The following is a 24,142-nucleotide window of genomic DNA, read 5'->3' on the forward strand; positions in this document are numbered from 1 at the left end:
TTTCCGGGGATCAGTCGGGCAGCTGGTGACCCCGGGTCTCGGGGCAGAACGGGGCGACGACGAGGCCGAGCACGTAGATCGACCCGACGGCGGTCGCGGCGACGCCGTACCCGCCGAGCTTCGAGATGATCGCGCCGGCGGTGAGCGGGCCGAGGAAGGCGACGAACCGGGCGGCGTTGAACACGAACGCCGCGCCGGTGGCGCGCAGGTGGGTGGGGTAGAACTCGGGCAGCCACACGGGCATCCAGGTGTACTGCCCGAGGGTGAAGAAGCCGTTGACGACGAGCACGACGACGATCAGGCCGAGGTCGTGCGTCCACAGGAACAGCACCGGGGTGAGGACGAGCGAGGCGGCGAAGTACAGCAGCACCGCGGGTTTCCGGCCGACCCGGTCGGCGATGAAGCCGAAGGCGACGTACCCGGCGATCGCGCCGGCGTTGTAGATCATCCCGGCGCCGCTCGCCCACTCGGTCGCGGACTGGCCGGAGCCGGCGGCGCGCGAGGCGACGTAGGCGGGGACCCAGGTCGAGATGCCCCACCAGCCGAGGGTGGTGACGAGGGACATCAGCGAGCCGAGGACGGTCAGCCTGCGCAGCTTGGGGTCGACCAGGATCTGGCGCAGGGTGAAGCGGGTGAACGACTTCTCGTGGGCGGTCAGCTCGCCGTCCCGCCGCTTCAGCTCGCGGCGGCGGCGGTGCGCGCCGGTCCACGAATCGGACTCGGGCACCTTGCGGCGCAACCACAACGCGAACAGCGCGGGCAGCACGCCGATGAGGAACATGTACCGCCACGAAGCCGGCCCGAGCGGCGCGATGAAGTACCAGCACGCCGAGGCGACGAAGAACCCGAGCCCGAGCCCGCACTGCATGAGGCCGGCGGCCTTGGCGCGCGCGTGCGCGGGCCAGGTCTCGGCGACGAGCGACGTGCCGGTGCCCCACTCCGAACCGAGCGCGAAGCCGGTGATGAACCGCAGGACGAGGAACGAGGTCCACGACCACGAAAGAGCGGTGAAGCCGGTGAACGCGGCGTACAGCACCATCGAGGTCAGGAGGGCCTTGCGCCGGCCGAAGTAGTCGGCGAAGACCCCGCCGGCGATCCCGCCGAAGCCCCAGCCGAGCAGCGTGACGGCGATCGTGGCGCCGGTCAGGAACGACACCTGCGTCGCCGGCGCGCCGGGCTCGAGTGTCCTGAGGACGAGACTGGCGGTCAGGATGAGCGCGTAGGTCTCGAAGCCGTCGAAGAGCCAGCCGAGGTTCGCGGCGAGCAGCGACCGCCACTGCGTGCGGTCGAGTGTCTTGGCCCAGGGTTTCCGGGCGAGCGCGACCTCGGACACGGGATCTCCTTTCCGGGCCGCCATGGGCCGGATCTTGTCCTCCATCGAGGACATCGAGTCCTGCTGGCGGGAACGGTAGGCGAGCCGGGGAGTGAGGTCAAGAAAGTGGCGAGGGTGGCGGATCGCGGTGGTTCCGCAGTTGCGGCTCAGATAACCGAGGTAGCCCGTGTTTGCGTCGAAGAGACGACTTCGGCTCCCGCGGTGGCGGATCGGAGCGCATGATCCACTGTGGACTGGTGAACCGGATGGGCCGGTCACGTCGTGCGAGGCGCCTCAGCCGGAAACCTTCGCCGCACCTCCGGTGCGTTCGGTGATCCGCAGGGCGCATTCGCGGATCAGGGCACCGTAGTGATCCACAGTGGACTCGTTGAGCTCCGAGGCGAACGCCAGTGAGCACACGACCATGCGGACGCGGCCCTGCGTGTCGAAGACCGGTGCCGCCACGCCGGACTGGCCGAGGTCGTACTCCCGGATGCTCTCGGCGTACCCGCGCTCGCGGGTGTCGTCCAGGATCTCGCGCAGCTCGTCGGAGGTCGCGACCGTCTCGGGGGTGAACTCCTCGACGCCGAACTGCTCGACCAGCCGGTCGACCTCGGCCGGGTCCGACCAGGCGTGGAACGCGCGCATGATCGCCGGCGCGGAGAACGGGAACGTGTCGCCGACGCCGACGGTGATCCGGACGCCCTTGCCCCGGTCGCCCTTGGCCAGCACCGCGTACTCGCCCTTCCCGTGCGGCTGCACCGCGAACACGACGAAGTTGATCCGCTGGTTGAGGTCGTCCAGCTCCTGCTGCACGATCTCGGTCATCCAGTCCTCGGACAGGCGGGCCATCGCGAGCAGCCGCGGGCCGAGCGACCAGCCGTCGCGGCTGGTGGTCCAGCCGGCCCGCTGCAGGGTGCCGAGGATGTTGTAGCAGGTGCTGCGGTTGAGCCCGAGCTCCTCGATGAGCACCCCGGATGCCACCGGGTCGGGCCAGTCCCTGGCGATCCGCTCCAGGAGCCGCACGGCGCTCAGCACCGCTGGTACGTCGCTCGTCATCCTCGCCCCTCGTCGTTCTTCCTTCGCGCACGGTAGCCGAGCGGGTTTGCCTGTCGCCAGGACCGTGTTAGTGTCCTCTATATTAGACACCTAGTCCTCTCTGGTGGTCATATGAAGCTCGGATCCTCCTTCCTCGTCCCCGCCGGACACGATCGCGTGTTCGCGCACTTCCTCGATCCCGACTCGATGCGGGTCAGCGTGCCCGGCTGCACCGAGCTCGACCGCGCGGATCCCACCCACTACCGCGGCCGGCTCGTCAACGAGATCGCGCACGTGCGGTTCAGCGCCGGGTTCTCCGCGGAGATCACCGAACTGGACGAGCCGAAGCTGGTGCGCGCGCTGCTCAAGGGCGAGGACCACAAGCTCGGCAGCTCCATCAAGATCGACGCCCGGCTCGCGGTCCGGCCGGACGGCGCGGACTCGTCCAAAGTGGACTACAGTCTGGACGTCGCGATCTGGGGCCGGATCGGCAGGCTCGGCGAGTCGCTGGTGCGCCGCCGCTCGCAGGAGGTCGAGAAGGAGTTCGTCGCGGCCTTCTCCGAGATCTGCGCCGCCGGGCCGCCGGGGCCGGCCAACCCGGGCCTGCGCAGTGTCGTCGAGCGGCGCAACGGTCCGGTGGAGAAGACCGAACCGCCGGTCTCGTGGTGGCGCCGCCTGCTGGCGCGCCTGTTCGGGAAGCAGAGCTGATGCCCGTCTACCACTACCCGGACACGCTCGGCGAAGCGTGCTCGATCATGGCGGCAGGCGAAGACGCGATGGTCTACGGCGGCGGCACCGCCGTCCAGATCCTGCTCAAGCAGGGCGTGCTCTTCGCCTCCGACCTGGTCGACATCGGCGCGGTCCCCGGGCTCGGGGAGATCACCCGCACCAAGGACGGCCTGCGCGCCGGCCCGCTCGTGACGTTGCGGCAGCTGGAAACCAGCCCGCTCGTGCGGGAGCTCGCGCCGCTGGCCGCCGAGGTCTACGGCCGGGTCGCCAACCCGCGCGTCCGCAACACCGCGAGCGTCGGCGGCAACCTCGCGCACGGCGACTACCGGCTCGACCCGCCGACCGCGCTGATGGTGCTCGGCGCCCGCGTCGAGCTCACGTCGGCGCGGGGCAGGCGGACCGTGCCCGCCCGCGAGTTCTTCGTCGACTTCCAGCGGACGGCCCTCGAACCCGGCGAGATCATCACCGCGGTGGAAATCCCCCGGCAGCCCGAAGACGCGGGCGCGCACTTCGCCAAGCTGTCCAGCCTGGCGGTCAACGACTGGCCCGCCGCGTCCGCCGCCGCGCTGGTCGTGCCCGCCTCGCGCGGTCGCCGCCAGGTCCGGCTCGGGCTCGGCGCGCTGGCCCACGTGCCGGTGTTCACCCAGTTCGAGCTGGCCGGCGACACCCCGGTCGGCGAAGCCGTGGCCGCGGCGCAGGAAGTCGCCCGGCCGCTGATCGACCCCCTGCCGGACGTGCGCGGGGGAAGCGGTTACAAGACGCGGCTCGGCCTGGTGGCCGTCGAAGAAGCCGTGCGAGGTTCCTGGAAGGAGCGAGACGATGAGCGACGGATCCCGTTCCTCGGCCGGCGCCGCCGTCGGTGAGCGGTGGGCCCGCACCGACGGGCGCGCCAAGGTCCGCGGCGAATTCCGGTACGCCGCCGAAGAACCCGTCCGGCCCTGCCTGGACGTCGCCGTCCACCGCAGCACCCGGCCGCACGCGCGGATCGTCGCGGTCGACACCTCCCGCGCGCTCGCGGCCGAGGGCGTCGTCGCGGTCGTCACCGGCGCGGACCTGTTCGCCCTGCTCGGCGACCGGATGATGACCGGGCCCGCGTTCTCCGACCAGCCGTGCCTGGCCGTGGGCAAGGTCCGGTACGTCGGCGAGCCGGTCGCGGCCGTGCTCGCGCACGGCGTCGCGGCGGCCCGCAGGGCGGCCGAGGAGATCCAGGTCGACTACGACGAGCTGGACCCGGTGCACGACGTCGACGCCGCCATCACCGGGGGTTCGTTCGTGCACGAGGAGCTCCGGCCGTCGGCGGTGTTCGGCGACCTCAAGCACCTGCGCGGCAAACGCGACACGAACGTCAACTACGAGTTCACCCTGCGCCGGGGCGATCCCGACGCCGCCGGGGGAACCAAGGTAAGCGCGGAGTTCTGGGCACCGCCGACCCACCACGTGCCGATCGAGCTGCCGTACGCGGCCGCGTGGCCCGAAGGCGACCGCGTCGAGGTGCTGGCCACGACGCAGACGCCGTCGTACGTCCGCCAGAGCCTCGCCGACCTGCTCGACCTGCCGCTCAACCGGGTCCGGGTGCGGACCGCGCCGCTCGGCGGCAGCTTCGGCGCCAAGATGTACGACCGCCTCGAACCGCTGGTCGCGGCCTTGGCGTGGACGCAGCGCAAAGCCGTGCGCATCACCGCCACCCGCGAGGAGGCGTTCCTGCTCACCACGCGCCACGGCGCCGCCGTGTCGGGCAGCATGACCGCCGACGAGGACGGCCGGATCGTCGCCGCCACCGCCGACGTCCGGTACGACACCGGCGCCTACGCCGACGTCGGCCCGCGCATCACGGCCAAGTCCGGCATGGTCGCGACCGGTCCGTACAAAGTGGACAACGTGCGGGTGCGGTCCCGGTGCGTCTACACGAACAAGCCGTCCGCCGGGCCGTTCCGCGGCTTCGGCGTGCCGCAGGTGACGTGGGCCCACGAGTCGCTTGTGGACGAACTGGCGCGCGAGCGCGGCGAAGACCCGGCCGAGTTCCGGCGGCGCAACCTGTTGCGCGAGGGCGACATCGCGCCCGTCGGCACCCCGATGCACAGCGCGGACTTCGTCGGCTGCCTGGACGCCGTCACCGAAGCGATCGGCTGGTCCGAGCCGCTGCCGCCGGCGGACGGCCGGTTCGTGCGCGGCCGCGGGGTCGCGGTCGGGATCAAGGCCGTGCTGACCCCGACGATCTCCAACGCGACCGTGCAGCTCAACCAGGACGGCTCGGCGACCGTGCTGATCAGCACCGTCGACATGGGACAGGGCAGCGACACGATCATGGCGCAGATCGCCGCCGAGGTGCTCTGCCTCGGCGAGGGCCGGGTACGCGTCATCGGCGCGGACACCGACGTCACGCCGTACGACACGATCACCGCGGGTTCGCGCTCGACCTACCACACCGGCAACGCCGTCCGGCTCGCCGCGGAGTCCATGCGGGACAAGCTGATCGCGCTCGCGGCGAAGCACTTCGACGTCGAGCCGACCGATCTCAAGATCACCGGCGACGGGCTCGTCAGCGCCCAGAACCAGGCCACCGTCGGCATCCCGGACCTGCTGCTCGCCCACTTCGGCGCGCGGGGCACCACGCTCACCGCCGAGGCGAACTTCAGCACGTCGTGGCAGCCCTACGACCACGAGACCGGGCAGTCCGCGCAGGTCACCGAGCACTGGTTCGCCGGCGCGGCCGCTGTCCAGTTGACCGTCGACACCGCGACCGGGCGCGTGCACGTCGAGCACCTCGCGGTCGCCGGCGACGTCGGCCGCGCGATCAACCCGGCGCTGGTCGAGCAGCAGCTCTCCGGCGCGGCGCTCATGGGCCTCGGCCACGCGCTGTTCGACCAGCTCGTGTTCGACGAGGGTCAGATCGTCAACGGCACCCTGCTGGACTACCAGCTGCCGTCCATCAAGGACATGCCGGACAAGCTGACGCCGATCGTCGTCGAAAGTCCACATCGGACCGGGCCGTTCGGCGCCAAGGGGGTCGGGGAGACCGCGATCATCCCGCTCGCGCCGGCGATCGCCAACGCCGTGCGCGACGCGACCGGCGTCCGGCTGACCGAGCTGCCGCTCACCCCCGAGCGGATCCTCACCGCGATCACCGAGCAGGAGCCGTCATGAGGGAGATCCAGCTGACCGTCAACGGACGGCGCCGCCGCCTCGCCGTCGCCGACGACGAGCTGCTGCTCGACGTGCTGCGCCGCGAGTTCGGCGTGACGAGCGCGCGCGAAGGCTGCGGCGTCGGCGCGTGCGGGGCCTGCACTGTCCTGGTGAGCGGACGCAGTGTCTCCAGCTGCCTGGCCCGCGCCGCGCGGTACGACGACGCCGAGATCACGACGGCCGACGGACTGCCGGACGGCGACGAGGTGGTCGAGGAGTTCGTCGCGGCCCGCGCGATGCAGTGCGGCTACTGCATCCCCGGCTTCGTGCTGATGGCGCACGAGCTGCTCGACGAGAACCCGCGCCCGACCGACGACGACGTCACCGAACACCTGGAAGGCAACATCTGCCGCTGCGGCACCTACGGCGAGATCCGCACCGCGATCAAGGCCGCGGCCGCCCGCCGCGCAGCCCGCGAGGGAAGGAAGAGCGCGTGAAAGAACTGCACGTCCACCGCACCGGGACCCAGGGGCGGCCCGTCGTGCTCCTGCACCCGCTCGCGCTCAGCGGCGCGGTCTGGGACCCGGTCGCGGAGTACCTCGGGCAGCGGCACCAGGTCCTCGCCCTCGACGCCCGCGGCCACGGCGAGTCCTCCTGGGACGGCTCGGAGTTCACGGTCGAGGACATGGCCGCCGACGCGGCCGCGGTCATCGAGGACTTCGGCGCGGGCCCGGCCGACGTGCTCGGCCTGTCCATGGGCGGCAGCACGGCGCTGGTGCTCGCCGCGAGCCGCCCGGACCTGGTGCACCGGCTCGTCCTCGCCGACGCGACCGCGTGGTACGGCTCGGACAGCGCCGCCGAATGGGCGCAGCGAGCCGAGCGCGCGTTGGGCCTGGACCGCCGCGCCCAGCTGGAGTTCCAGCGGGACCGGTGGTTCGCCGACGCGTTCCGCGCGGCCCGTCCCGACGAGGTCGAGCGCGTGTGCGAGATCTTCGTCGCGACGGACTCGAAGGCGCACGCGGCCGCGTGCCGGGCGCTGGGCGCGTTGGACGCGCGGGACCGGCTCGGTGACGTCCGGGCCGAAACGCTGGTGCTGGTCGGGGCGGAGGACTACGCGACTCCGCCGTCGATGTCGCGTGAGCTGGCCGCGGGGATCACGAGCGCGCGGTTGGAGGTGCTCGACCGTGCGCGGCACCTGAGCCTGCTGGAACGGCCGGACCTCTGGCCGGTCGTCGCCGCGCACTTCGCCGGGGAGCCGGCATGACCGAACCGCTGCTGAGCCTGCGTCCGCACCTCGACGCCGTCGCCGGGTTCGGGGAGCTGCGGACCGTGCGGGGCGCGCACTGGGACCTCGAACTCGGCGGGATCGCCGAGCTGAGCTACCGGCTGCCCGGCGCGCCCGCGGTGCTGTTCGACGAGATCGCCGGCTACCCGGCGGGGATGCGCGTGCTCACCGGGAGCACGGGCTCGCCGCGGCGGTTCGGGCGGACCCTGCGCCTGGGCGACGACCTCGACGACGTCGGCGTGGTCGAGGCACTGCGCGGGAAGCCGTCGCGGTGGGCGGCGGCGGCCCGGGACTTCCCGGTCCGGCCGGTCGGCGACGCACCGCTGCTGGCCAACGAGGTCCCGGGCGAGAAAGTCGACTTGTTGACCTTCCCGGTGCCGCGCTGGCACGAGCACGACGGCGGCCGGTTCATCGGGACGGGCTGCTTCGTCGTCACCAGCGACCCGGACACGGGTGTCCACAATGGCGGGTGCTACCGGATGGAGGTGGCCGACGGCGGGCGCAGCGTCACCCTCGCGGTCGTGCCCGGCAAGCACGGCGACCAGAACATCCGCCGCTGGTTCGAGCGCGAAGGCCGGGCGCCGGTGACTGTCTCCTTCGGACACGACCCGTTGCTGCTCGTGCTGGGCGGAACCGAAGTACCGCACGGGATTTCCGAACTGGAGTACGCCGGGGCGGTGCTCGGCGAGCGCGTCCCGGTGGTGACCGGGCCGGACACCGGGCTGCCGATCCCGGCGGGCAGCGAACTGGCGATCGAGGGCTGGCTGCGGCCGGACCACCTGCGGGAGGAGGGCCCGTTCGGCGAGTGGACGGGGTACTACTCGGGCCGCCGCCGGCCGAACCTGGCCGTGGACATCACGCGGCTGTACCACCGCGACGACCCGATCCTGCTCGGCGCCCCGCCGGGCAGGCCCCCGCACGACTATTCGTACATGCGCACGGTGATGAAGTCGGCGATGATCTCCGACGAGCTGGCGGCCTCGGGCGTCCCGGGCGTGGTCAAGGCGTGGGCCCACGAATCGGGCGGCGGGCGGCTGTTCATCGCGGTGTCGCTGCGGCAGCGGTACGCCGGCCACGCGCGTCAGGTGGCGTACCTGACCGCGCAGTGCCCGGCGGCGGCGTACCTGAACCGGTACGTCGTGGTGGTCGACGACGACATCGACCCGGCGGACCTGGACCAGGTCGTCTGGGCGATGTCGACGCGCAGCGACCCGGCCGGCGACATCGAGGTGATGAAGCGGACGTGGGGAAGCAAGCTGGACCCGCTGTCGGTCGAGGGCGAGCCGCCGTTCAGCAGCCGCGCGATCATCGACGCCTGCCGGCCGTACGAGCGGCTGGAGAGCTTTCCGCGGGTGGCGGAAAGCTCTCCGGCCTTCTTGCGGGAGCTCGAACGCAAGTGGCGTGCCGAGCTGGGGTGAGCGGTACTACGTGCGGTAGCGGAACAGGATCCGGCCTCGGGCGAGGTCGTACGGGCTCAGCTCCACCAGGACCCGGTCGAACGGCAGGATCTTGATGTAGTTCTTCCGGATCTTCCCGCTGATGTGGGCCAGGACGTGGTGCCCGTTCGGCAGTTCCACCTTGAAGGTGGCGTTGCGCAGGCACTCGATCACGGTGCCCTCGACTTCGATGCCGCCCTTATTCGCCATGGCGCACCAGCTCCAGGGTGCTGCTCGCCCGCCGGGCGCCGACGCTTTCGAACAGCGCCGTCGCCGCCGCGTTGGCTTCGCTCACTTCCGCCGTCGCCGTGGGGATGCCCGCCGCGTGCAACGAGCCGAGGACGTCGGCCAGCAGCGCACGGGCGATGCCGCGGCGCTGCCGGTCCGCGCGGACCGCGAGCAGGCCGATGCGCGGCAGCCGCGGCACCTGGACCACCCGGACCAGGCCGACGTACTCGTCCCCCTCGGCCGCGGCGGCGTACAACGCCGGGTCCACGATGGTGTCCCCGGCCGGCCGGGGCAGCACCTCGGCCGGCATCTCCTGCCAGCCGACGCCCGCCTCGACCTCGGCCCGGATCACGCGGTCCAGCTCGCGCAGCGGACCTTCCGCGGCCGAGCCGCGCGGCACCAGCGTCACCCCTGGTGGCGGCGCCGCGGGCCGCTGCCGGGTGGGCACCACGTACTCCCACTCGCGACGGCGGATCGTGAAGCCGGCTCGCTCCCACCCGGCGGTCAGGTCGGTGTGGACTTCGTCGACGACGGTGTACAGGGGCGTGGGCAGGTCCGCGAGCATCGCGTCGGCGAGCCGGTCGAAGACCGAGCGGTGCCAGGCGTCGATGCTGAGGAAGGTCCGCCCGTCGGGCCGGGTGGTGGCTTCGCCGCGGCCGGCCACGACGTCGTCGTCCAGCGCGTGCCAGTGGCGTGGCGCGACCCGCGTGATCACCACCGCGGGTTCGCCCGAAGTGAAATGCGTGGTTTGCATGGGTTCGTACCTCTCGGGAGTGCTCGAAGCGCTCCCGGCGACCCCTACGTCAGTCGCCCGACCGTGACGACGAGGGGAGCACCCACATCGAAACAGCGTTCATGGGGCTCACCTCCCGGCGTCGAGTCACGGTCCCCGGCACGATAGCGACCCGGCACCCCCGCGCCCAACTCATTTACCGGCGGCGCGGTGTGTCCACCGCGGCCCTCGGCTGGGTCACCGCCGCGGCAGGACCAGCAGCGCGTCGCCGACCGGGCGTTCGCCCGTCGCGTCCGACGGCGAGCTGACCAGCTTGCCCTCGATCGCCATCGCCGTCGAGCCGCCGCCGTCGAGGTTGATCGCCGTCACCGCGCCCAGCCGCGCCATCAGCTTCGCGCCCTCGAGCAGCGACAGCCCTTCGGCGAAGCCCGGTTGACGCCCGTCGGCCGTGACGATCAGCAGCCGCCCCTGGCGGTCGACGCCGACCATCGTGCGGGGGTTGCGCTTGACGCCCCAGCCGTAGACGAACGACGGGTCGCCCGGGTGCACGATGCCGTCCGAAGCCGCGTTCACCGCGATCCGGCCGTCGCGGACCAGCCACGGGCCGCCGTTGACCACGCCGGTGGGGTGGACCGGCCGGCCGGCGTCGAAGACGTGCGTCGCGACCGGCAGTTTCGTGCCGGGCCGCGCGTGCCCGGTCAGCCACGTCGCCGCCGCGCCGATGCCCTGCACGGTGTGCCCGCCCGCGGGCACTTCCCCGCCGGCCGGACGCACCGCCGTGACGACGTCGCGCGCGTCCAGCACGGCTTCGACGCCGTCGCCGGCCGGGGTCGGCGTGCCGAGCTGCGGGGTGAAGAGCACCAGTTCGTCCGGGTGGGTGCACGTCGTGTCGTGCAGCGGCCGGTCCGTCGGGACGTCGCCGGGCTCGCCGCAGTTGCGGATCAGGCCCGGCTTGCGGTTCACGCCGTTGACCTCGCGGCCGCCGACGGTGACGGCGGTGCGCGGGACGCCGATCGCCGGCCGCGCGCCGAGCAGCAGCGCGGGCCGCCCGGCGGTGGCTTCGCTCTGCAGGAGACCCTGGTAGACGCCGATGCCGGCCGGTTCGCCGGGGATGCCGTCGCGCGGGTCGATGACGAAGAAGCCGCCGTTGGTCCCGACGAGCGCCCCGGCCGCGGCCGCGAGCGCCGACGTCGTGCGCCGTCCCGCGACGGACTCGCCGTGCGAGGCCACGACGTCGCCGCGGAACCGCCGCGGATCCACGACGGCGACGCGGACGCGTTGCGGCCCTTGCGCTTCCGGCCCGTCCTGACCCGTCCACTCGACGGCGCCGGTGAAGCCGTTCGCGGCCATCGCGCTCGCGGTGGCGGCGGCCTGCGCGCGGTCGGCGAACGAGCCGACCCGCACCCGCCAGCCGAGCGGACCCCGCGGGGTGTCGGCGAAAGCGGGCCAGTCGACCTCTTCGGCTCGCGCGGCGAAACCCTTGCCCCGCAAAGCGAGCACGAGGGCGTCGGCGTGCTCGCGGGTCCCGAGCACGGACGGCGGCGCGTCCGGATCTGGGCTCGACCCGCCGGGCACCTGCGTGGTGACGGTCCAGGAGTTGTGGCCGGTCCCCGCACCGGTGACGGTGGTGGAGACGGTCAGCCCCGGCGCGAGGACGTCGCCGGCGGCCGAGGCCGGGGAGCTCAGCGCGAGGGTGAGCGCGGCGGACAGGGCCAGGGCGAGCGGCGTCCTCGTCTTCACGCGGAGCAAGCTACCCCGCGCGGGTGGACCGCGCGTGGGTTCCGGTTGAACTCCCGGGTGCGGACGGGCACGGCACGACCCCACCGGACGCGCCGTGCCCGGGTCTCACGACGACCGCACGTTCTGCTGCGCCTCCTGCGCCCGGTCGGTGACGTCGCCCGTGGCCGAGCGCGCTTCCTCCTGCACCGTCGACGCGCTGTCGGCCACTTCGGACTTCACCGACTCCATCGCCTGCTGCGCCGGTTCGCGCAGGTTCTCCTTGAGCTCCTCCGCCGCGTGCTGGGCGACCGGGGCCAGCTGCTCGCGGGCCAGGTCCGTCGCCTGGCTCGCCAGCTTGCGCTCCGGCTCGCTCGCCGGCAGCAGCGACGACACCAGCCAGCCCGCGCCGAACGCGATCAGGCCGGCCGCCAGCGGGTTGCCCTGCGTGCCGCGGCGGATCTGCTGCGGGGCTTCGGACACCGCGTCGGCCGCGGAGCTCACCTTGTCCTGCGCGGTCGAGGCGACCTCGCCCACCTTGTCGCCGGCCGCCGAAACGTGGTGGTCCGCGGTGCCCATGACCCGCTCCTTCGCGTTCCCGAACGCCGCCCGCACCCGGCCGACCCGGCGTTCGACGATGCGGCCGGGGCTCACCTTCTCGGTCAGCGCGTTGACGTCGGTGCTCAGGTTCCGTTGCGTGCCTTCGATCTCGCGGCGGATCCGGTCCGGTTCGGTCATGGTCGTTCGCCTTTCAGTGCGTCGGGAACCTGCTGCAGGGTCTCGACGGTGCGTTCGGGTTTCGGGTTGATCCGGCGGAACTCGCTGCGCCCGGTGGCGTACAGGACCGCGCCGGCGATCGCCCACACCGCGGCCACGATCAGCGCCGCCCAGCCCCCGTCCAGCACGTTCTCCAGGCCCTGCCAGAGCGCGACGGACAGGAACAGCAGGACCATGTAGCCGGCGAACCCGGCGCCGCCGAACATGCCGGCGCCCTTGGCCGCCTTCGTGGCTTCGGCCTTCGTTTCGGCCTTGGCCAGCTCGACCTCCTGGCGCACCAGGGTGGAGAGGTCCTTCATCACGTTGGACATCAGCTCGCCGACCGAGCTGTCGGCGACGTCCGGGTGGGGACCGGGTGGCTGCGTCATCACGGCACCTGCCCGGGCGCGGTGTGCCGGCTCGGCTGCGGGAGCGGCGGGGGCGGGGGTGCGGCGAACCCGCCGGGCGTGGTCGGCGGCGCGTCGGCGCCGCCGGGGCCGGGCGGCGGTGCGTCGGCCGCACCGGGACCGGGCTGGGGTGCGGTGAGGCCGCCCGGGCCGGGCTGGGGCGCGATGAGGCCGTCGGGACCGACCGGCCCGCCCGGCTGCGGTGCGTTGTACCCGCCCGGCGCGACCGGCGGCGGGTACCCCGTCCCGCCGGGACCGGGCGCCGGGGGCACCGGCGGGACCCCGGCCGGTCCCGGGTGCGGCGCCGGGGCGGCCGCGGCCGCCCGCCCGTCCGGGGAACCGCCCGAGTTCTCCTGCTGCTGCTGGGCGACGACGCCGCGGGTGAGCCGGCCGACGAGGGCGCCGGCCACCGCCGCACCCACCAGGAAGGTCCCGGGACGGCGGCGGGCGAAGCGCCGCACCTCGTCGAGCAGGTCACCGGGCTCGCGGTGCTCCAGCCAGTCCGCGACCGACCGCGTCCGCTCCGACACCTGCCGCGCGACGTCCGCGGCGACGCCGGGGGAGTCGGTCTGCTCGGCCATCCGGCCCAGCTGGTCCGACAGCTGGTGGAGGCTCTGCGCCGCCTTCCGCTGGCCGTCCTTGGCCTGCGCCTCGAGCTGCGCGCGGCCTTCGCGGAGGAGGTCGCGTGCTTCGTGCTGGGCGTGCTGGGCGACGTGTTTCGCTTCCTGCGCGGCGGTTTGCGCGACCTCGCCGCCGCGGTCCGCGGCCGTCGTGGCCACCTCGCGGGCTTCGACCTTCGCGGTTTCCGTCGTCGACGGCGGCGACTGGCCGCCGGATCCGTGTGTCATCTCGACCTCCTTGCGGGAGAGGCACTTCCGGTGCCCTCGGCTTCGTTGAGCGCCGGGCTACCCGGGCCGTACCGGCATAAACCGGCATGCGTGTCCGCGTGGAACCGGGGTAGCCCGCTCGGGGAGGTGGGTGTGCCGGAGGTCGGCACCATTTCTACGACGGCTCGACGACCGACGCCGGCCTGGTCTCCGACGGGCTCTTCCACGCGTTCGGCTGGTTCGCCCTCGTGTTCGGCCTCGTGCTCGTCGCCGACCTGCGGCGCGGCGACCGGCTGTCCGGCCGGGCCCTCGCCGCCGGCGTGCTGCTCCTGCGCCGTACGAAGACGGTGTGACGGGACACGGCGGCCCGGCCACGGCGATCCTGGCCGTGGTGGTGTTCGCGGCCTACGAACTGGGCGCGTGGCGCTTGCGCGGCCGCGGCGACCGGTGGCCACCCGTGCGCGACGCCGGTTTCGCCACCGGCGTCGCCGCCGCGATCTTCCCGGCCGCGCCCGGGTTCACCGGACACGTGCTGCAGCACGTCGTGGCGGGCATGCTGGCGCCGCTCCTGCTGGTGCTCGCCCGCCCGGTGACGCTGCTGCTGCGGACCGCCCCCGCCGTGGTGCGCCGCCGGCTCAAGCCGGTGCTGCGGTCCGTCCCGCCGGCGGTGCTGACGTACCCACCGGTCGCGGCCGTCCTCGACGCCGGGAGCCTGTGGCTGCTCTACCGGACCGGCCTGTTCGCCGCGGCCGGCCGCGACCCGTGGCTGCACGTCCTCGTCCACGCGCACGTCGTGGCGGCCGGCGTCCTGTTCACGGCGTCGGTGTGCCGGCTCGACCCGCTGCACCACCGGGCCGGCCTCGGTCCGCGCGCGGCCGCGCTGGTGGGTGCCGCGGCCGCGCACGCCGTGCTGGCCGGGCACGGCCCTCGCCGTCGTCGCGCTGAGCTGGTACGCCGCCCGCGGCCGGGCCGTCGCCGCGGTCAGCCGCCGACGTGGATGCCCGGACGGCGCGCCGGGTCCTTCTCCGCGCTGCGGATGATTTCCCGGACCACCGGGGCGGTGTCGCCGCGGCCCAGGATCAGATAGCGGAACAGGTGCCCGAGCGGGTTGCCCTCCGACCACTCGAAGTGGCACTGCGGCCGGACGCCGGTGACGTCGCGCAGGGCCAGCAGGATCGCCGCGATCGCGTTCGGCGCGGCCGGGCTGTCCGCGCGCAGGATGCGGTAGCCGTCGACCTCGACGCCGCGCACCTTCAGCACGTTGCTGAACTCCGACGGGTCCACCACGTCGATCTCGAGGAACAGGATGTCGGCCGCGCCGGGCACCGGGTTCATCGCGCGCTGTTCGGCCTCCTTGGCCGAGTACTCGGCTTCGTCGCCGCCCTGGCGGCGGTTCGCGACGATGTGCAGCGCGCCGTCGTTGGCGAGGGAGTCGGTGACGAACCGGCGGGCCTCGTCGTCGAACTCGATGCGCTCGGCCCGCAGCTCGGTCGTCCGCGAAACCCGCGACACCAGCGAGACGACGATGATGCCGAGGATGAACAGGGCCGAGATGGCGATGCCGTCCGGCTTCTCGACGACGTTCTCCACGAGTGCGTACAGCAGAACGAGCGTCAGAACGACGAACCCGATCGCGGCACCGCGCTGGCGCCGCCGGATCGCCGAGATGCTCACGGCGACCGAGCCGGACACCATCATCGCGAGGATCCCGGTGGCGTAGGCCCCGGCCTGCGCGTTGACGTCGGCGCCGAAGGCGACGGTGATGAGGATGCTGATCGCCGTGTAGACGAGCACGACCGGCCGCACCGCGCGGCCCCACTCCGGCGCCATGCCGTAGGACGGCAGGTACCGCGGGACGATGTTGATCAGCCCGGCCATCGCCGACGCGCCGGCGAACCACAGGATCAGGACGCTGCTGATGTCGTAGGCGGTGCCGAAGATCTCGCCCAGCTCGTGGTGGGCGAGGTAGGCCATGGCCCGGCCGTTGGCCTCGCCGCCGTCCTTGAACGCGTCCGCCGGGATCAGCACCGTCGTGACGAAGCTGGTCGCGATCAGGAAGACGGACATGATCAGCGCGGCGGCCGTCAGCAGCTTGCGCGTGTTGCGGATCCGCGATTCGAGCTTCTCTTCCGGCGTCTTCCCTTCCGCGGCGACCAGCGGCATCATGCTGACCCCGGTTTCGAACCCGGAGAGGCCCAGCACCAGCAGCGGGAAGGCGATCACGGCCGGCCCGACGATGCCGCCGAACCCGCCGCCGCCCGCGGTCAGCGCGTCGGTCCAGTGGGAGAGGGCCGTCGAGTCGCCGAGCAGGTCGACGACGCCGACGACCGTGACGATCGCGTTGAGCACCAGGAAGACCGCGACGAGCGGGATGGCGACGCCGACCGCCTCGCTGAAGCCCAGCAGGAAGACCCCGCCGAGGATCAGCAGCAGCACGACGGTGATGAGCACGGCGTGGCCGTGCAGGAAGCCCGGCAGGTACGGGTTCTCCAGCATGTGCACGGTCGCGTCGGCCGAGGACAGCGTGATGGTGATGATCCACGACGTCGCGACGAAGCCGAGGAGCGTGAGGACGAACAGCTTCCCGCGCCAGAACGGCAGCAGGTCCTCCAGCATCGCGACCGAACCCTGCCCGTGCGGGCTTTCCCGCGCGACCCGGCGGTACATCGGCAGCATGCCGAGCAGCGTCAGCGCGACGATCAGCAGGGTCGCCAGCGGCGAGAGCGCCCCGGCGGCGAGCGCGGCGATGCCGGGCAGGTAGGAGAGGGTGGAGAAGTAGTCGACGCCGGTCAGGCACATGACCTTCCACCAGGCCTGCGGGGTGCCGTGGTCCTCGCCGCCCTGCCTGCCGACGGGGGCCACCCGGTGCTCCAGCAGCCACCGGGCCAGCCCGGAGGACGGCGGCTTCGGCGGCACGGGGCTGTCGACAATCGCCGGCACGGTCACCTCGGGCGAAGCACCCATCCTCGTCCCCTCATCGCTGGACAACTCCGGGCACCAGGATGCCGGATGGGGGACGGGCGGCCCGCGCGGGCCGGGGTGGTGTCGGGCACGGGCGCGAACGCCCCCGCCGTCACCGGTGACGGCGGGGGCGTGCACGGGGGTGGCTCAGCTCCCGGGCCGCCGCACGTCGCCGCGCCACGCGCCGGTCTCGCGGCCGCCGCGTTCCTCGATGAACGTCTTGAACCGGCCCAGGTCGGCCTTGACCCGGCGGTCGAGGACGCCGAGCTTGTCGGCGACGTTCTCGACGAAGCCCTCCGGGTCGATGTCCAGCTGCGCGGTCACCCGCGTGTGCCGGTCGTCGAGGCGGTGGAACGTCACCACGCCCGCGTGGTTCGGGCCGGAGTCCGACCGCCACGCGACGCGCTCGTCGGGGTGCTGCTCGGTGATCGTCGCGTCGAATTCGCGCGTCTGCCCGCCGACGCTGATCTTCCAGTGCGTGTGCGTGTCGTCGAGCTGCCGGATCTCGTCGACGCCTTCCATGAAGTGCGGGAAGGACTCGAACTGGGTCCACTGGTTGTACGCGGTGCGGACATCGGTTTCGACGTCGACGGTCTCGGTCACGGTGCTCATCGTGGGCGTCTCCTTCCTGATGTGGTCCCGCTCCGGTTACCCGGCAAATCGATGACAAAACGATGCGGGCCGCCTAGAGTCGGGCACCGGTGGAAGGGAGGGCGCGATGACCGGCGAGCGGACGCTGACCGTGCGGGTGCGCACGGTGCCCGGAGCCGTCGTCGTCGCGGCCGACGGAGACCTGGACCTCGGCACCGCGCCGGTGCTGCGCGCCCGGGCCAAGGCCGTGCTGGCCGACCGGCCGGGTGCGCTCGTCGTCGACCTGGGCGGGATCGGGTTCTGCGGTTCCGCGGGCCTGCAGGTGCTGGCCGAAATCGCGGCGGAGACCACGGCGGACGGCGTGCCGCTCGCCGTGGTCGCCGACGGGTACGCGGTGCTGCGCGCGGTGCGGATCAGCAGGCTGGACGAGGCGTTCGCGGTGCACGCGACCGTCGACGATGCCTGCGCGTGGATCCGCGGCGGGTCGTAGGTCCACAGTGGACTTGTCCACTGTGGGGCGTGCGGTCAGGCCGCCGAAGCCGCCGGGCGTGCGGTCCGTGCGGTGCTCGTGACGGCCGCCAGCACCGCGTCCGCGTCGAGGGCCGGGTCCCACAGCGCGCAGCCGACGACGTGGGCGAGCCGGCGCCGCCGGTGTGTCCCGGAGTCCGTGAGCGCGACGTCGGTGGGGCGGCCGTTCTTGACCGCGTGCACCGCGCGCGTGACGAGCACTGCCTCCTGCCGCGTGGTGCCGACTTCTTCGGCCGCGGCGAAGATCCGCTCCGCCGCGGCCTGGACGGGATCGGTCATGCTGTTCCTCGAAAGCCCTTCGCGGCGGACCGGCCGGTACCGGTCCGCCGCGGGCGGGGTGCGTCAGGCCTTGATCTGCTTCCGGTCGGACTCCGCGCCGCCGATCTCGATGCGGCGCGGCTTCGCCTTCTCGGCGACCGGGATCCGCAGGGTCAGGACGCCGGCCTCGTACTCGGCCTTGATGTGGTCGACGTCGAGGGTGTCGCCGAGGAAGAGCTGGCGGGAGAAGACGCCGAGCGGGCGTTCGGAGACCTGCATCTGGACGTCGTCGCCGCCGGGGAGGGGCCGGCGCTCGGCCTTGACGGTCAGGACGTTGCGCTCGACATCGAGCTCGATGGCGTCCTTGGTCACGCCGGGCAGGTCGAAGCAGACCACGAACTCGTCACCCGAGCGGTAGGCGTCCATCGGCATCGCGGCCGGCTTGGACCACGTGCCCGGCGTGCCGAAGACCTGCTGGGCGAAGCGGTCGAGCTCGCGGAACGGGTCGGTGCGCATCAACATCGTTCTCCTCCTGTTCGACGATCGGGGTGTCAACACGCACTACTGTTCTAACATGTCGTCGCAACGATGACAAGAGGGAAGTCATCGAAATGATGACGTCAGCCGGGCAGGTCGATCTCGGTGTGCCGGTCGGCGAGGGTCCCGGCCAGCTCGGCCAGCTTGACGTTCAGGTCCTGGGACGTGCGCCGCAGGACGTCGAACGCTTCGTCGGCCGAGACGCCGCGGCGGGCCATGATGATGCCCTTGGCCTGGCCGATCACGTCCCGGCTGTCGATCGCCTTGCGCAGGTGCGCCGCCTGCAGCTCGCCGCGGGTGACGGCGTCGGTGGCCGCCAGCGCCAGCGACGCGTGCGTGGCCAGCAGCAGGAGGACGTCGCGGTCGGCTTCGTCCAGCCCGTTCGGGGAACGCGAGTAGACGTTCAGCGCGCCCACGGACGGACCGGACGGTGCACCCGGGATGAGCGCGGTGGAGACGACGGCCCGCACGCCGAGCTCCGCCGCGGCGGGTGCCCACCGCGGCCAGCGGGGCTCGTCGGCGAGGTCGGGCGAGTCCGCGACGGCGGGCCCGGCCGGCTCCGCGGAGTCGACGCACGGCCCCTCCCGGAACCGGTACTGCAGCAGGTCGAGCTGGATGGCCACCTCGCCGGTCTCCGCGGGCGTGTGGAACTGCCCGTCGGCGTCGATGAGCGTGAAGCTGGCGAGGTCGGCGGAGGGAACCATCAGGGTGGTGGCCTCGAGGACGCGCTCGAGGACGTCCTCGACGCTGGGGGCGGTCAGCAGCCGGCCGGTCAGCCGGGCGAACTCCGCGGCGAGCGGGCCGGGCCGGGTCGTGCCGGCGACGAAGGTTTCCTTGTCGCGCTGCCACTCCTGCTCAGCGGTCACGGTGCGAGCCGGTCCTCGGCCTCGGCGAGCGTCCGGTGCAGGGGCAGCTCGTCCTCGAGCCCCAGCGCCCGGACCGGCCGCAGCACCGCCCGGCCCTCGGCGACGACGGCCACCGGCACGCCCGCCGCGCGGGCCGCCGACACCGCGTCCAGCACCACGCCCAGTCCGCGGGCCGAGCAGAAGGTCAGCCCGGTCAGGTCGACGACCAGCGCTCGCGGCGCCAGGTCGAGCTCTTCGCCCAGCAACGACGCCAGGCGGTCCGTGCGCGCCAGGTCCAGTTCGCCGGAGACGGCGACGACCGTGCGTTCGGCCGTCGTCGTGATCGCCGTCCGGGCCGGGATGCCCGCCAGCAGGGCGACGCCCGGACGGGTGATGGTGTCGTGCATGGCTCACTCACCTCGATGAGGCGGGCCGGGCCCGCCGGTCCCGGCCGGCGCGGGAGCGCGGGCCCTCGGGTTCCAGGAGGCGGCTGCTGTGCTCAACCGCAGCGACGACGACACTACCCCCGCGCGGCATCCGGAGTCACCAGGCGCGCGCCGGTACCGTGCTCCGGGTGGGTGACGACACCTGGGCCGCGCTGGCGGGCCCGTTCGCCGACGACGCCTACGCGTCGGTGAAGGGCCGCGTGCGCACCTACGTCCTGCACCGCCAGCTGCTGGAACACCTCCCGCCCCCGCCGGCCACCGTGCTCGACGTCGGCGGCGGCGCCGGGCACCAGTCCTTCCCGCTGGCCGGCGCCGGGTACGAGGTCACGCTGCTGGACCCGTCGCCCGCGATGCTGGCCAAGGCGCGGCAACGCCCGGGCGCCGAACGCGTGACGTTCGTCGAGGCCGACGGCGAGCACGCCGAGGAAGCTGTCGGCGGCCGGCGCTTCGACGCGGTCCTGTGCCACGGCGTCCTCGGGTACCTCGAGCGGCCGGAGCCGGTGGTCGACCGGCTGTGCCGCCTCGCCGCGTCCGGGGGCGTGGTCTCGATCATGGCGGGCAACGCCCACGCGATGGCGGTCCGGCCGGCGCTGGAGCGGCGGTGGGACGACGCGCTGGCCGCGTTCGACGCCCGGAGCGAGATCGGCGTGCTGGGCGTCCCGACCCGCGCCGACACCGTCGAGGAGCTGAGCGAGCTGATCCGGGCCCGGGGCGTGGAACCCGTGCGGTGGTACGGGGTCTGGCTGTTCGTCGACTGGCTCGGGTTCGCCGGCGCCGAGGTGGACCCGGCCGACGCGGGCCGGGTCGCGGCCGTCGAGTTCGAGGCGGGCCGTCGCGATCCCTACCGCCGGCTCAGCCGCGTCTTTCACCTCGTGGGGCGCAAGGCCTGAGCGGCCAGCGTCAGCAGCTCGTCCAGCACTTCGGCCGCGATGTCGGCCAGTGACCGCTCCTCCCGCAGCCAGCGGGTGAACGCGATCCCGAACACGGTCGCGCCGGACTCCGCCGCCAGCGTCGCCGCGACCTCGTCGACGCCCCGGGCACGCAGGGCGGCGGCGACCGTCGTGGCCATGGTCGTGAGCTTGTGGTGCTCGCGTTCCTGCAGCGCGGGGTTGCGGTCGATCACGGACTGCCGCGTGCGGGCGTGCGGGCGGCGCTCGTCCGGGAAGAAGGTCGCCGCCGACCGCAGCGCGCCGGCGACCACTTCGAACGGCGACGCGTCCGGCGCGGCGGCCTCGATGCCGTCGAGGAACGCCCGGACCAGCTGTTCCTGCCCCTGGAAGAGCACCTCGCGCTTGTCGCTGAAGTGCCGGAAGAAGGTGCGTTCGGTGAGGCCGACGGCCTGGGCGATCTCCGCGGCGGTCGTCTGCTCGTAGCCGCGGGTGGCGAACAGCTCGAGCGCGGCCTTCTGCAGCCGTTCCGCGGTTCCGGGTTCCCAGCGCGCCATGCGTCGATTCTAGGTGATGACAGCGGCTGACGTGGAAGCGTAGGGTGGCGATGTCAGCCACTGACATCCACTCTTCACCAAGGAGTTCACGCCATGCGCGTTTTCGTCACCGGAGCCTCCGGCTGGATCGGCTCCGCCGTCGTCGACGAGCTGCTCGCCACCGGCCACGAGGTCACCGGGCTGGCCCGGTCCGACGCGTCCGCCGCCAAGCTGGCGGCGAAGGGCGCCGAGGTCCGCCGCGGCGACCTCGACGACCTGGCCGGCCTCCGGGCCGGCGCCGAGGCGGCCGACGCCGTCATCCACCTGGCGAACAAGCACGACTTCGCCAACCCGGCGGTGTCGAACGCGGCCGAGCGGGCCGCGGTCGAAACCATCGGCGACGCCCTCTCCGGCAGCGGCCGCCCGCTGCTGCTGGCATCCGGGGTCGCCGGCATCCGGCAGGGCCGGCCGGCGACCGAAGCCGACGCGTCCCCGTTCCACGGCCCGGACTCCCCGCGCGGCGGCGCGGAGAACCTGGCGCTGGAGTACGCCGACCGCGGCGTGCGGCCGGTGAGCCTGCGGTTCTCGCCGACCGTGCACGGCACCGGCGACCACGGGTTCATCGCGGTCCTGTCGGCGATCGCCCGCGAGAAGGGCGTTTCCGCCTACCCCGGCGACGGCACCAACCGCTGGGCGGCGGTCCACGTGACGGACGCGGCGCGCATGGTCGTCCTCGGCCTGGAGAAGGCCCCCGCGGGCACGCGGCTGCACGCGGTGGCCGAGGAGGGCGTGCCGACGAAGGTGATCGCGGAGGCGATCGGCCGGGCGTTCGACCTGCCGGTCGCGTCGGTCGACCCGGACGACGTGGCGGCGCACTACGGGTGGATCGGCGGGTTCTTCGCGATGGACCTGGCGGCGACGAGCGCGGCGACGCGCGAACTGCTGGGCTGGGAGCCGAGCGGCCCGACGCTGATCGAGGACCTCGACGGCGGCGCGTACTCGGGTTAGCCGCCGCGGTTGACCGTGCTGATCCGGTCCTGGAGCCGTTCCCGCGCAGGCGAAAGCGCGTCACGTGCGGCCGGCTCCGGGACCGGTTGCCCGGTCGCGTCGCCCGCCGGGCCCGGCACCGGGAACACCGACTTCTCGCCCGGCAACGGCACCCCCGGGCAGATCGTCGCCGCCGGGCGGGGAGCGCCGAGGAAGAAGCCGCTCACCAGACCGTCCACACAGGAATTGCCGCTGACCGCGTACTGGCCGTGGAACGGCGAATCCGCCACCGACACCATCGGGACGCCGGCCGCCCGCGCCGCGGCCTCGGCCTGCTCGTAGCCCGTCTGCGGGTCGAACTCGCCCTGTACCACCAGCACGTTCTTCGCCGCCTCCACCGGCAGCGTCGGCAGCTGGTGGCGCGGGAGGTCGGACCAGAACCCGCACGGCTCGCCCAGCCCGTACGCCCAGCCGAACAGCGGGTAGGCCGGGCCCTGCAGGTCGCTCAGCAGCTTGTACCAGCTCGCCGCGCGGGTCGGCTGGTCGCCGCACGCCACGGCCAGGCGGGTGCCGCCCACGTCCGCGTAGTCGGGCTCGGGCGGCGCCACGTCCGCCGCCGTCAGGCGGGCCAACGGCACGCCGAACTCCGCGCGGGACGCGCGGTCGAGGTCGGCCGCCAGCGCGGCGGGCGGGGCCGGCTTCGTGCCGTCGAGGGCCGCCACGCCCTTGGTCAGGACCAGCGCGCCGACCAGCCACTGCCTCGTGCTGCCGTTGCCGACGAAGACGTGGTCGAAGACGTCCGGCGAGACGCCCTGGCCGCGGAAGTACCCGCGCACCCGCTCGTAGGTCCTCTTGACCTCGCCGACGGTCTTGCCGAGCTGGTCCGGGAACCGCCGGGCCAGCCACGGCGCGTAGACGCGGTCGAACTGGCGCTGGTCGATCTTCGGGAACGCCTCGAACGCCGCCTGCAGCCTGCCCTCGAAGTTGACGCTGGAGTCGAGGACCACCCGGCCGGCGTGCTCCGGGAACAGCGACGCGTACTTGGCGCCGAGCCACGTGCCGTAGGAGTAGCCGAGGTAGTTCAGCTTCTCGTCGCCCAGCAGCGCGCGGATCAGGTCCATGTCGTGCGTGGTCTGCCACGTCGTGACGAACGGCGCGAGCGCGTCGCTCTGGCAGGCCTCGGCCACCGCGCGCGGCGTCCGCTGGTGGGCCGCGATGCTGGCGGCCGAGCGGTCGCGCGCGTCGAGATCGGCTTCGGCGGGCAGCCGCCCGGTCGGCACCCGGCAGACGAACCCCTCGTCGTCGCCGCCTTCCTGGCCGGTGCCGCGCGGGTCCATGCCGACGAAGTCGAAGTGCTCGTTCACCGCCGGTTCCAGGCCGGCCAGCGCGCCCGCGAGCGACGTGCCCTGGCCGCCGGGCCCGCCCGGGTTGACCAGGATCGCGCCCCGCCGCTCGCCGGTCGCGGCGGCGCGGCTGATCGCCACCTTGAGGTCGGTCCCCGGCGACGGCGCGGACCAGTCCCGCGGCACGGTGATCCGCGCGCACTGGGCCTTGCCGCCCTTGAACGGGCAGCTGCCCCACTCGACCTTCTGCGTCAGGTACGGCGCGAGCGGATCGGGCGTGGTCGCCGCGGCCGGTGCCGTCGCCGCCACCAGGATCGAGACGGCGACCGCCAGTCCCGCTTTGGACGTCCGCACCGCAGCTTTCCTTCCTCGCTCCCCGGCAACCCGGGAACACCCAAGCACGGCGGGACGGGCGCGGGCAGCCCGAAGACCCCCGACGGCACCGCGATTTCCCTCGATCCGGTGATCAGCTCGGCGGTTCGGGGTGCACGGCGTCTTCGTCGACGTCCTGGTGCTCGGGCTCCTCGCGCTCGGTCTCCGGGACGGGGACGTCGAGGTCGATCTCCGGCGTGCCGGGCGGGCGCGGCGCGTCGGGAGTGACGGGTCCGTTCTCGGCTTCGGTCATGGGACCCG

The 24,142-nt window shown here is 73.3% G+C and carries 27 protein-coding genes and 1 pseudogene; 11 read left to right on the forward strand and 17 right to left on the reverse strand.

All coding sequences use genetic code 11. The features are described 5' to 3' along the window. Nucleotides 1-10: 10 nt before the first annotated feature. Nucleotides 11-1,333 (reverse strand): MFS transporter, encoded by a 1,323-nt coding sequence (locus tag AB0J40_RS36850; RefSeq protein ID WP_364462847.1) that lies wholly within the window; start codon nt 1,331-1,333, stop codon nt 11-13. 273 nt (nt 1,334-1,606) lie between these two features. Beyond that, nucleotides 1,607-2,371 carry an IclR family transcriptional regulator gene (locus AB0J40_RS36855; protein WP_364462850.1) on the reverse strand — a complete coding sequence of 255 codons (765 nt, stop codon included), beginning with the start codon at nt 2,369-2,371 and terminating at the stop codon, nt 1,607-1,609. A gap of 111 nt (nt 2,372-2,482) precedes the next feature. Here AB0J40_RS36855 and AB0J40_RS36860 point away from each other — a divergent pair, with 111 nt between their 5' ends. Genes AB0J40_RS36860 through AB0J40_RS36885 form a run of 6 tightly spaced genes read left to right on the forward strand, consistent with a single transcriptional unit; the run spans nt 2,483 to nt 8,905 of the window. Further along, nucleotides 2,483-3,058, forward strand: coding sequence for an SRPBCC domain-containing protein (locus tag AB0J40_RS36860; RefSeq protein ID WP_364462853.1), 576 nt, complete (start codon nt 2,483-2,485; stop codon nt 3,056-3,058). After that, nucleotides 3,058-3,942 (forward strand): FAD binding domain-containing protein, encoded by an 885-nt coding sequence (locus tag AB0J40_RS36865; protein WP_364462856.1) that lies wholly within the window; start codon nt 3,058-3,060, stop codon nt 3,940-3,942. The genes AB0J40_RS36860 and AB0J40_RS36865 overlap by 1 nt, the downstream gene beginning before the upstream one ends. Then, entirely contained in the window at nt 3,899-6,223 is a 2,325-nt protein-coding gene (locus AB0J40_RS36870) for a xanthine dehydrogenase family protein molybdopterin-binding subunit (RefSeq protein ID WP_364462858.1), read from the forward strand. Before AB0J40_RS36865 ends, AB0J40_RS36870 begins: the two co-directional genes overlap by 44 nt. Then, entirely contained in the window at nt 6,220-6,699 is a 480-nt protein-coding gene (locus tag AB0J40_RS36875; RefSeq protein WP_364462861.1) for a (2Fe-2S)-binding protein, read from the forward strand. Before AB0J40_RS36870 ends, AB0J40_RS36875 begins: the two co-directional genes overlap by 4 nt. After that, nucleotides 6,696-7,466, forward strand: a complete 771-nt coding sequence (locus AB0J40_RS36880; RefSeq protein WP_364462863.1) for an alpha/beta fold hydrolase — start codon at nt 6,696-6,698, stop codon at nt 7,464-7,466. Before AB0J40_RS36875 ends, AB0J40_RS36880 begins: the two co-directional genes overlap by 4 nt. Next, nucleotides 7,463-8,905 carry a UbiD family decarboxylase gene (locus AB0J40_RS36885; protein WP_364462866.1) on the forward strand — a complete coding sequence of 481 codons (1,443 nt, stop codon included), beginning with the start codon at nt 7,463-7,465 and terminating at the stop codon, nt 8,903-8,905. Before AB0J40_RS36880 ends, AB0J40_RS36885 begins: the two co-directional genes overlap by 4 nt. Before the next feature lie 6 nt (nt 8,906-8,911). On the opposite strand, the gene infA is transcribed toward AB0J40_RS36885, so the two are convergent. The 6 genes from infA to AB0J40_RS36915 all read right to left on the reverse strand — a co-directional run bounded on the left by infA (nt 8,912) and on the right by AB0J40_RS36915 (nt 13,611). Then, entirely contained in the window at nt 8,912-9,133 is a 222-nt protein-coding gene (gene infA / locus AB0J40_RS36890; protein WP_364462868.1) for a translation initiation factor IF-1, read from the reverse strand. Next, nucleotides 9,123-9,905: a GNAT family N-acetyltransferase gene (locus AB0J40_RS36895; RefSeq protein WP_364462871.1), complete on the reverse strand. Its 783-nt coding sequence runs from the start codon at nt 9,903-9,905 to the stop codon at nt 9,123-9,125. Before AB0J40_RS36895 ends, infA begins: the two co-directional genes overlap by 11 nt. Before the next feature lie 216 nt (nt 9,906-10,121). Next, nucleotides 10,122-11,624: a phosphodiester glycosidase family protein gene (locus AB0J40_RS36900; protein ID WP_364462874.1), complete on the reverse strand. Its 1,503-nt coding sequence runs from the start codon at nt 11,622-11,624 to the stop codon at nt 10,122-10,124. A 105-nt stretch (nt 11,625-11,729) separates the two neighbouring features. Further along, nucleotides 11,730-12,338 (reverse strand): DUF3618 domain-containing protein, encoded by a 609-nt coding sequence (locus AB0J40_RS36905; protein WP_364462877.1) that lies wholly within the window; start codon nt 12,336-12,338, stop codon nt 11,730-11,732. Beyond that, on the reverse strand, nt 12,335-12,745 hold the full coding sequence (locus tag AB0J40_RS36910) for a phage holin family protein (RefSeq protein WP_364462879.1): 411 nt from the start codon (nt 12,743-12,745) through the stop codon (nt 12,335-12,337). The genes AB0J40_RS36905 and AB0J40_RS36910 overlap by 4 nt, the downstream gene beginning before the upstream one ends. Then, on the reverse strand, nt 12,745-13,611 hold the full coding sequence (locus AB0J40_RS36915) for a hypothetical protein (RefSeq protein WP_364462882.1): 867 nt from the start codon (nt 13,609-13,611) through the stop codon (nt 12,745-12,747). Before AB0J40_RS36915 ends, AB0J40_RS36910 begins: the two co-directional genes overlap by 1 nt. Nucleotides 13,612-13,769: 158 nt before the next feature. Between AB0J40_RS36915 and AB0J40_RS36920 the strand changes: the two are divergent. Beyond that, nucleotides 13,770-13,943 (forward strand): annotated as a pseudogene (locus AB0J40_RS36920) (DUF2243 domain-containing protein); the annotation flags it as partial. Continuing rightward, nucleotides 13,940-14,677 carry a cytochrome c oxidase assembly protein gene (locus AB0J40_RS36925; RefSeq protein ID WP_364462884.1) on the forward strand — a complete coding sequence of 246 codons (738 nt, stop codon included), beginning with the start codon at nt 13,940-13,942 and terminating at the stop codon, nt 14,675-14,677. The pseudogene AB0J40_RS36920 and the gene AB0J40_RS36925, both read left to right, overlap by 4 nt. Here AB0J40_RS36925 and AB0J40_RS36930 read toward each other — a convergent pair. Next, entirely contained in the window at nt 14,572-16,554 is a 1,983-nt protein-coding gene (locus AB0J40_RS36930) for an amino acid transporter (protein WP_364462886.1), read from the reverse strand. The two genes, AB0J40_RS36925 and AB0J40_RS36930, sit on opposite strands and share 106 nt — an antisense overlap. Before the next feature lie 144 nt (nt 16,555-16,698). Next, entirely contained in the window at nt 16,699-17,163 is a 465-nt protein-coding gene (locus AB0J40_RS36935; RefSeq protein ID WP_364462889.1) for an SRPBCC family protein, read from the reverse strand. A gap of 106 nt (nt 17,164-17,269) precedes the next feature. On the opposite strand from AB0J40_RS36935, the gene AB0J40_RS36940 reads away from it, so the two are divergent. Then, nucleotides 17,270-17,632 carry an STAS domain-containing protein gene (locus AB0J40_RS36940; protein ID WP_364462891.1) on the forward strand — a complete coding sequence of 121 codons (363 nt, stop codon included), beginning with the start codon at nt 17,270-17,272 and terminating at the stop codon, nt 17,630-17,632. 35 nt (nt 17,633-17,667) lie between these two features. On the opposite strand, the gene AB0J40_RS36945 is transcribed toward AB0J40_RS36940, so the two are convergent. The 4 genes from AB0J40_RS36945 to AB0J40_RS36960 form a co-directional block, all read right to left on the reverse strand. Next, a complete protein-coding gene (locus AB0J40_RS36945) occupies nt 17,668-17,949 on the reverse strand; it encodes a hypothetical protein (protein WP_364462893.1) in 282 nt (93 codons plus the stop codon). 63 nt (nt 17,950-18,012) lie between these two features. Then, the gene (locus AB0J40_RS36950) at nt 18,013-18,450 is read right to left on the reverse strand and encodes an Hsp20/alpha crystallin family protein (RefSeq protein ID WP_364462896.1); all 438 of its coding nucleotides are present in this window, start codon (nt 18,448-18,450) and stop codon (nt 18,013-18,015) included. Nucleotides 18,451-18,548: 98 nt separating this feature from the next. Next, nucleotides 18,549-19,331 carry a GAF and ANTAR domain-containing protein gene (locus tag AB0J40_RS36955; RefSeq protein ID WP_364462899.1) on the reverse strand — a complete coding sequence of 261 codons (783 nt, stop codon included), beginning with the start codon at nt 19,329-19,331 and terminating at the stop codon, nt 18,549-18,551. Beyond that, the gene (locus AB0J40_RS36960) at nt 19,328-19,717 is read right to left on the reverse strand and encodes an STAS domain-containing protein (RefSeq protein WP_364462902.1); all 390 of its coding nucleotides are present in this window, start codon (nt 19,715-19,717) and stop codon (nt 19,328-19,330) included. Before AB0J40_RS36960 ends, AB0J40_RS36955 begins: the two co-directional genes overlap by 4 nt. Nucleotides 19,718-19,884: 167 nt before the next feature. Between AB0J40_RS36960 and AB0J40_RS36965 the strand changes: the two genes are divergently transcribed. Further along, the gene (locus AB0J40_RS36965) at nt 19,885-20,646 is read left to right on the forward strand and encodes a methyltransferase (RefSeq protein WP_364462905.1); all 762 of its coding nucleotides are present in this window, start codon (nt 19,885-19,887) and stop codon (nt 20,644-20,646) included. Here AB0J40_RS36965 and AB0J40_RS36970 read toward each other — a convergent pair. Beyond that, a complete protein-coding gene (locus tag AB0J40_RS36970) occupies nt 20,622-21,200 on the reverse strand; it encodes a helix-turn-helix domain-containing protein (protein WP_364462910.1) in 579 nt (192 codons plus the stop codon). The genes AB0J40_RS36965 and AB0J40_RS36970 overlap by 25 nt on opposite strands. Nucleotides 21,201-21,293: 93 nt before the next feature. Between AB0J40_RS36970 and AB0J40_RS36975 the strand changes: the two genes are divergently transcribed. Next, entirely contained in the window at nt 21,294-22,187 is an 894-nt protein-coding gene (locus AB0J40_RS36975; protein WP_364462913.1) for an SDR family oxidoreductase, read from the forward strand. Here the strand turns inward: AB0J40_RS36975 and AB0J40_RS36980 are convergent. Next, a complete protein-coding gene (locus AB0J40_RS36980) occupies nt 22,184-23,863 on the reverse strand; it encodes an alpha/beta fold hydrolase (RefSeq protein ID WP_364462916.1) in 1,680 nt (559 codons plus the stop codon). The genes AB0J40_RS36975 and AB0J40_RS36980 overlap by 4 nt on opposite strands. Nucleotides 23,864-23,975: 112 nt before the next feature. Then, on the reverse strand, nt 23,976-24,134 hold the full coding sequence (locus AB0J40_RS36985) for a hypothetical protein (protein ID WP_364462919.1): 159 nt from the start codon (nt 24,132-24,134) through the stop codon (nt 23,976-23,978). Nucleotides 24,135-24,142: the final 8 nt, after the last annotated feature.

Source organism: Amycolatopsis sp. NPDC049691 (genome assembly GCF_040675005.1).
Classification (GTDB): Bacteria; Actinomycetota; Actinomycetes; order Mycobacteriales; family Pseudonocardiaceae; genus Amycolatopsis.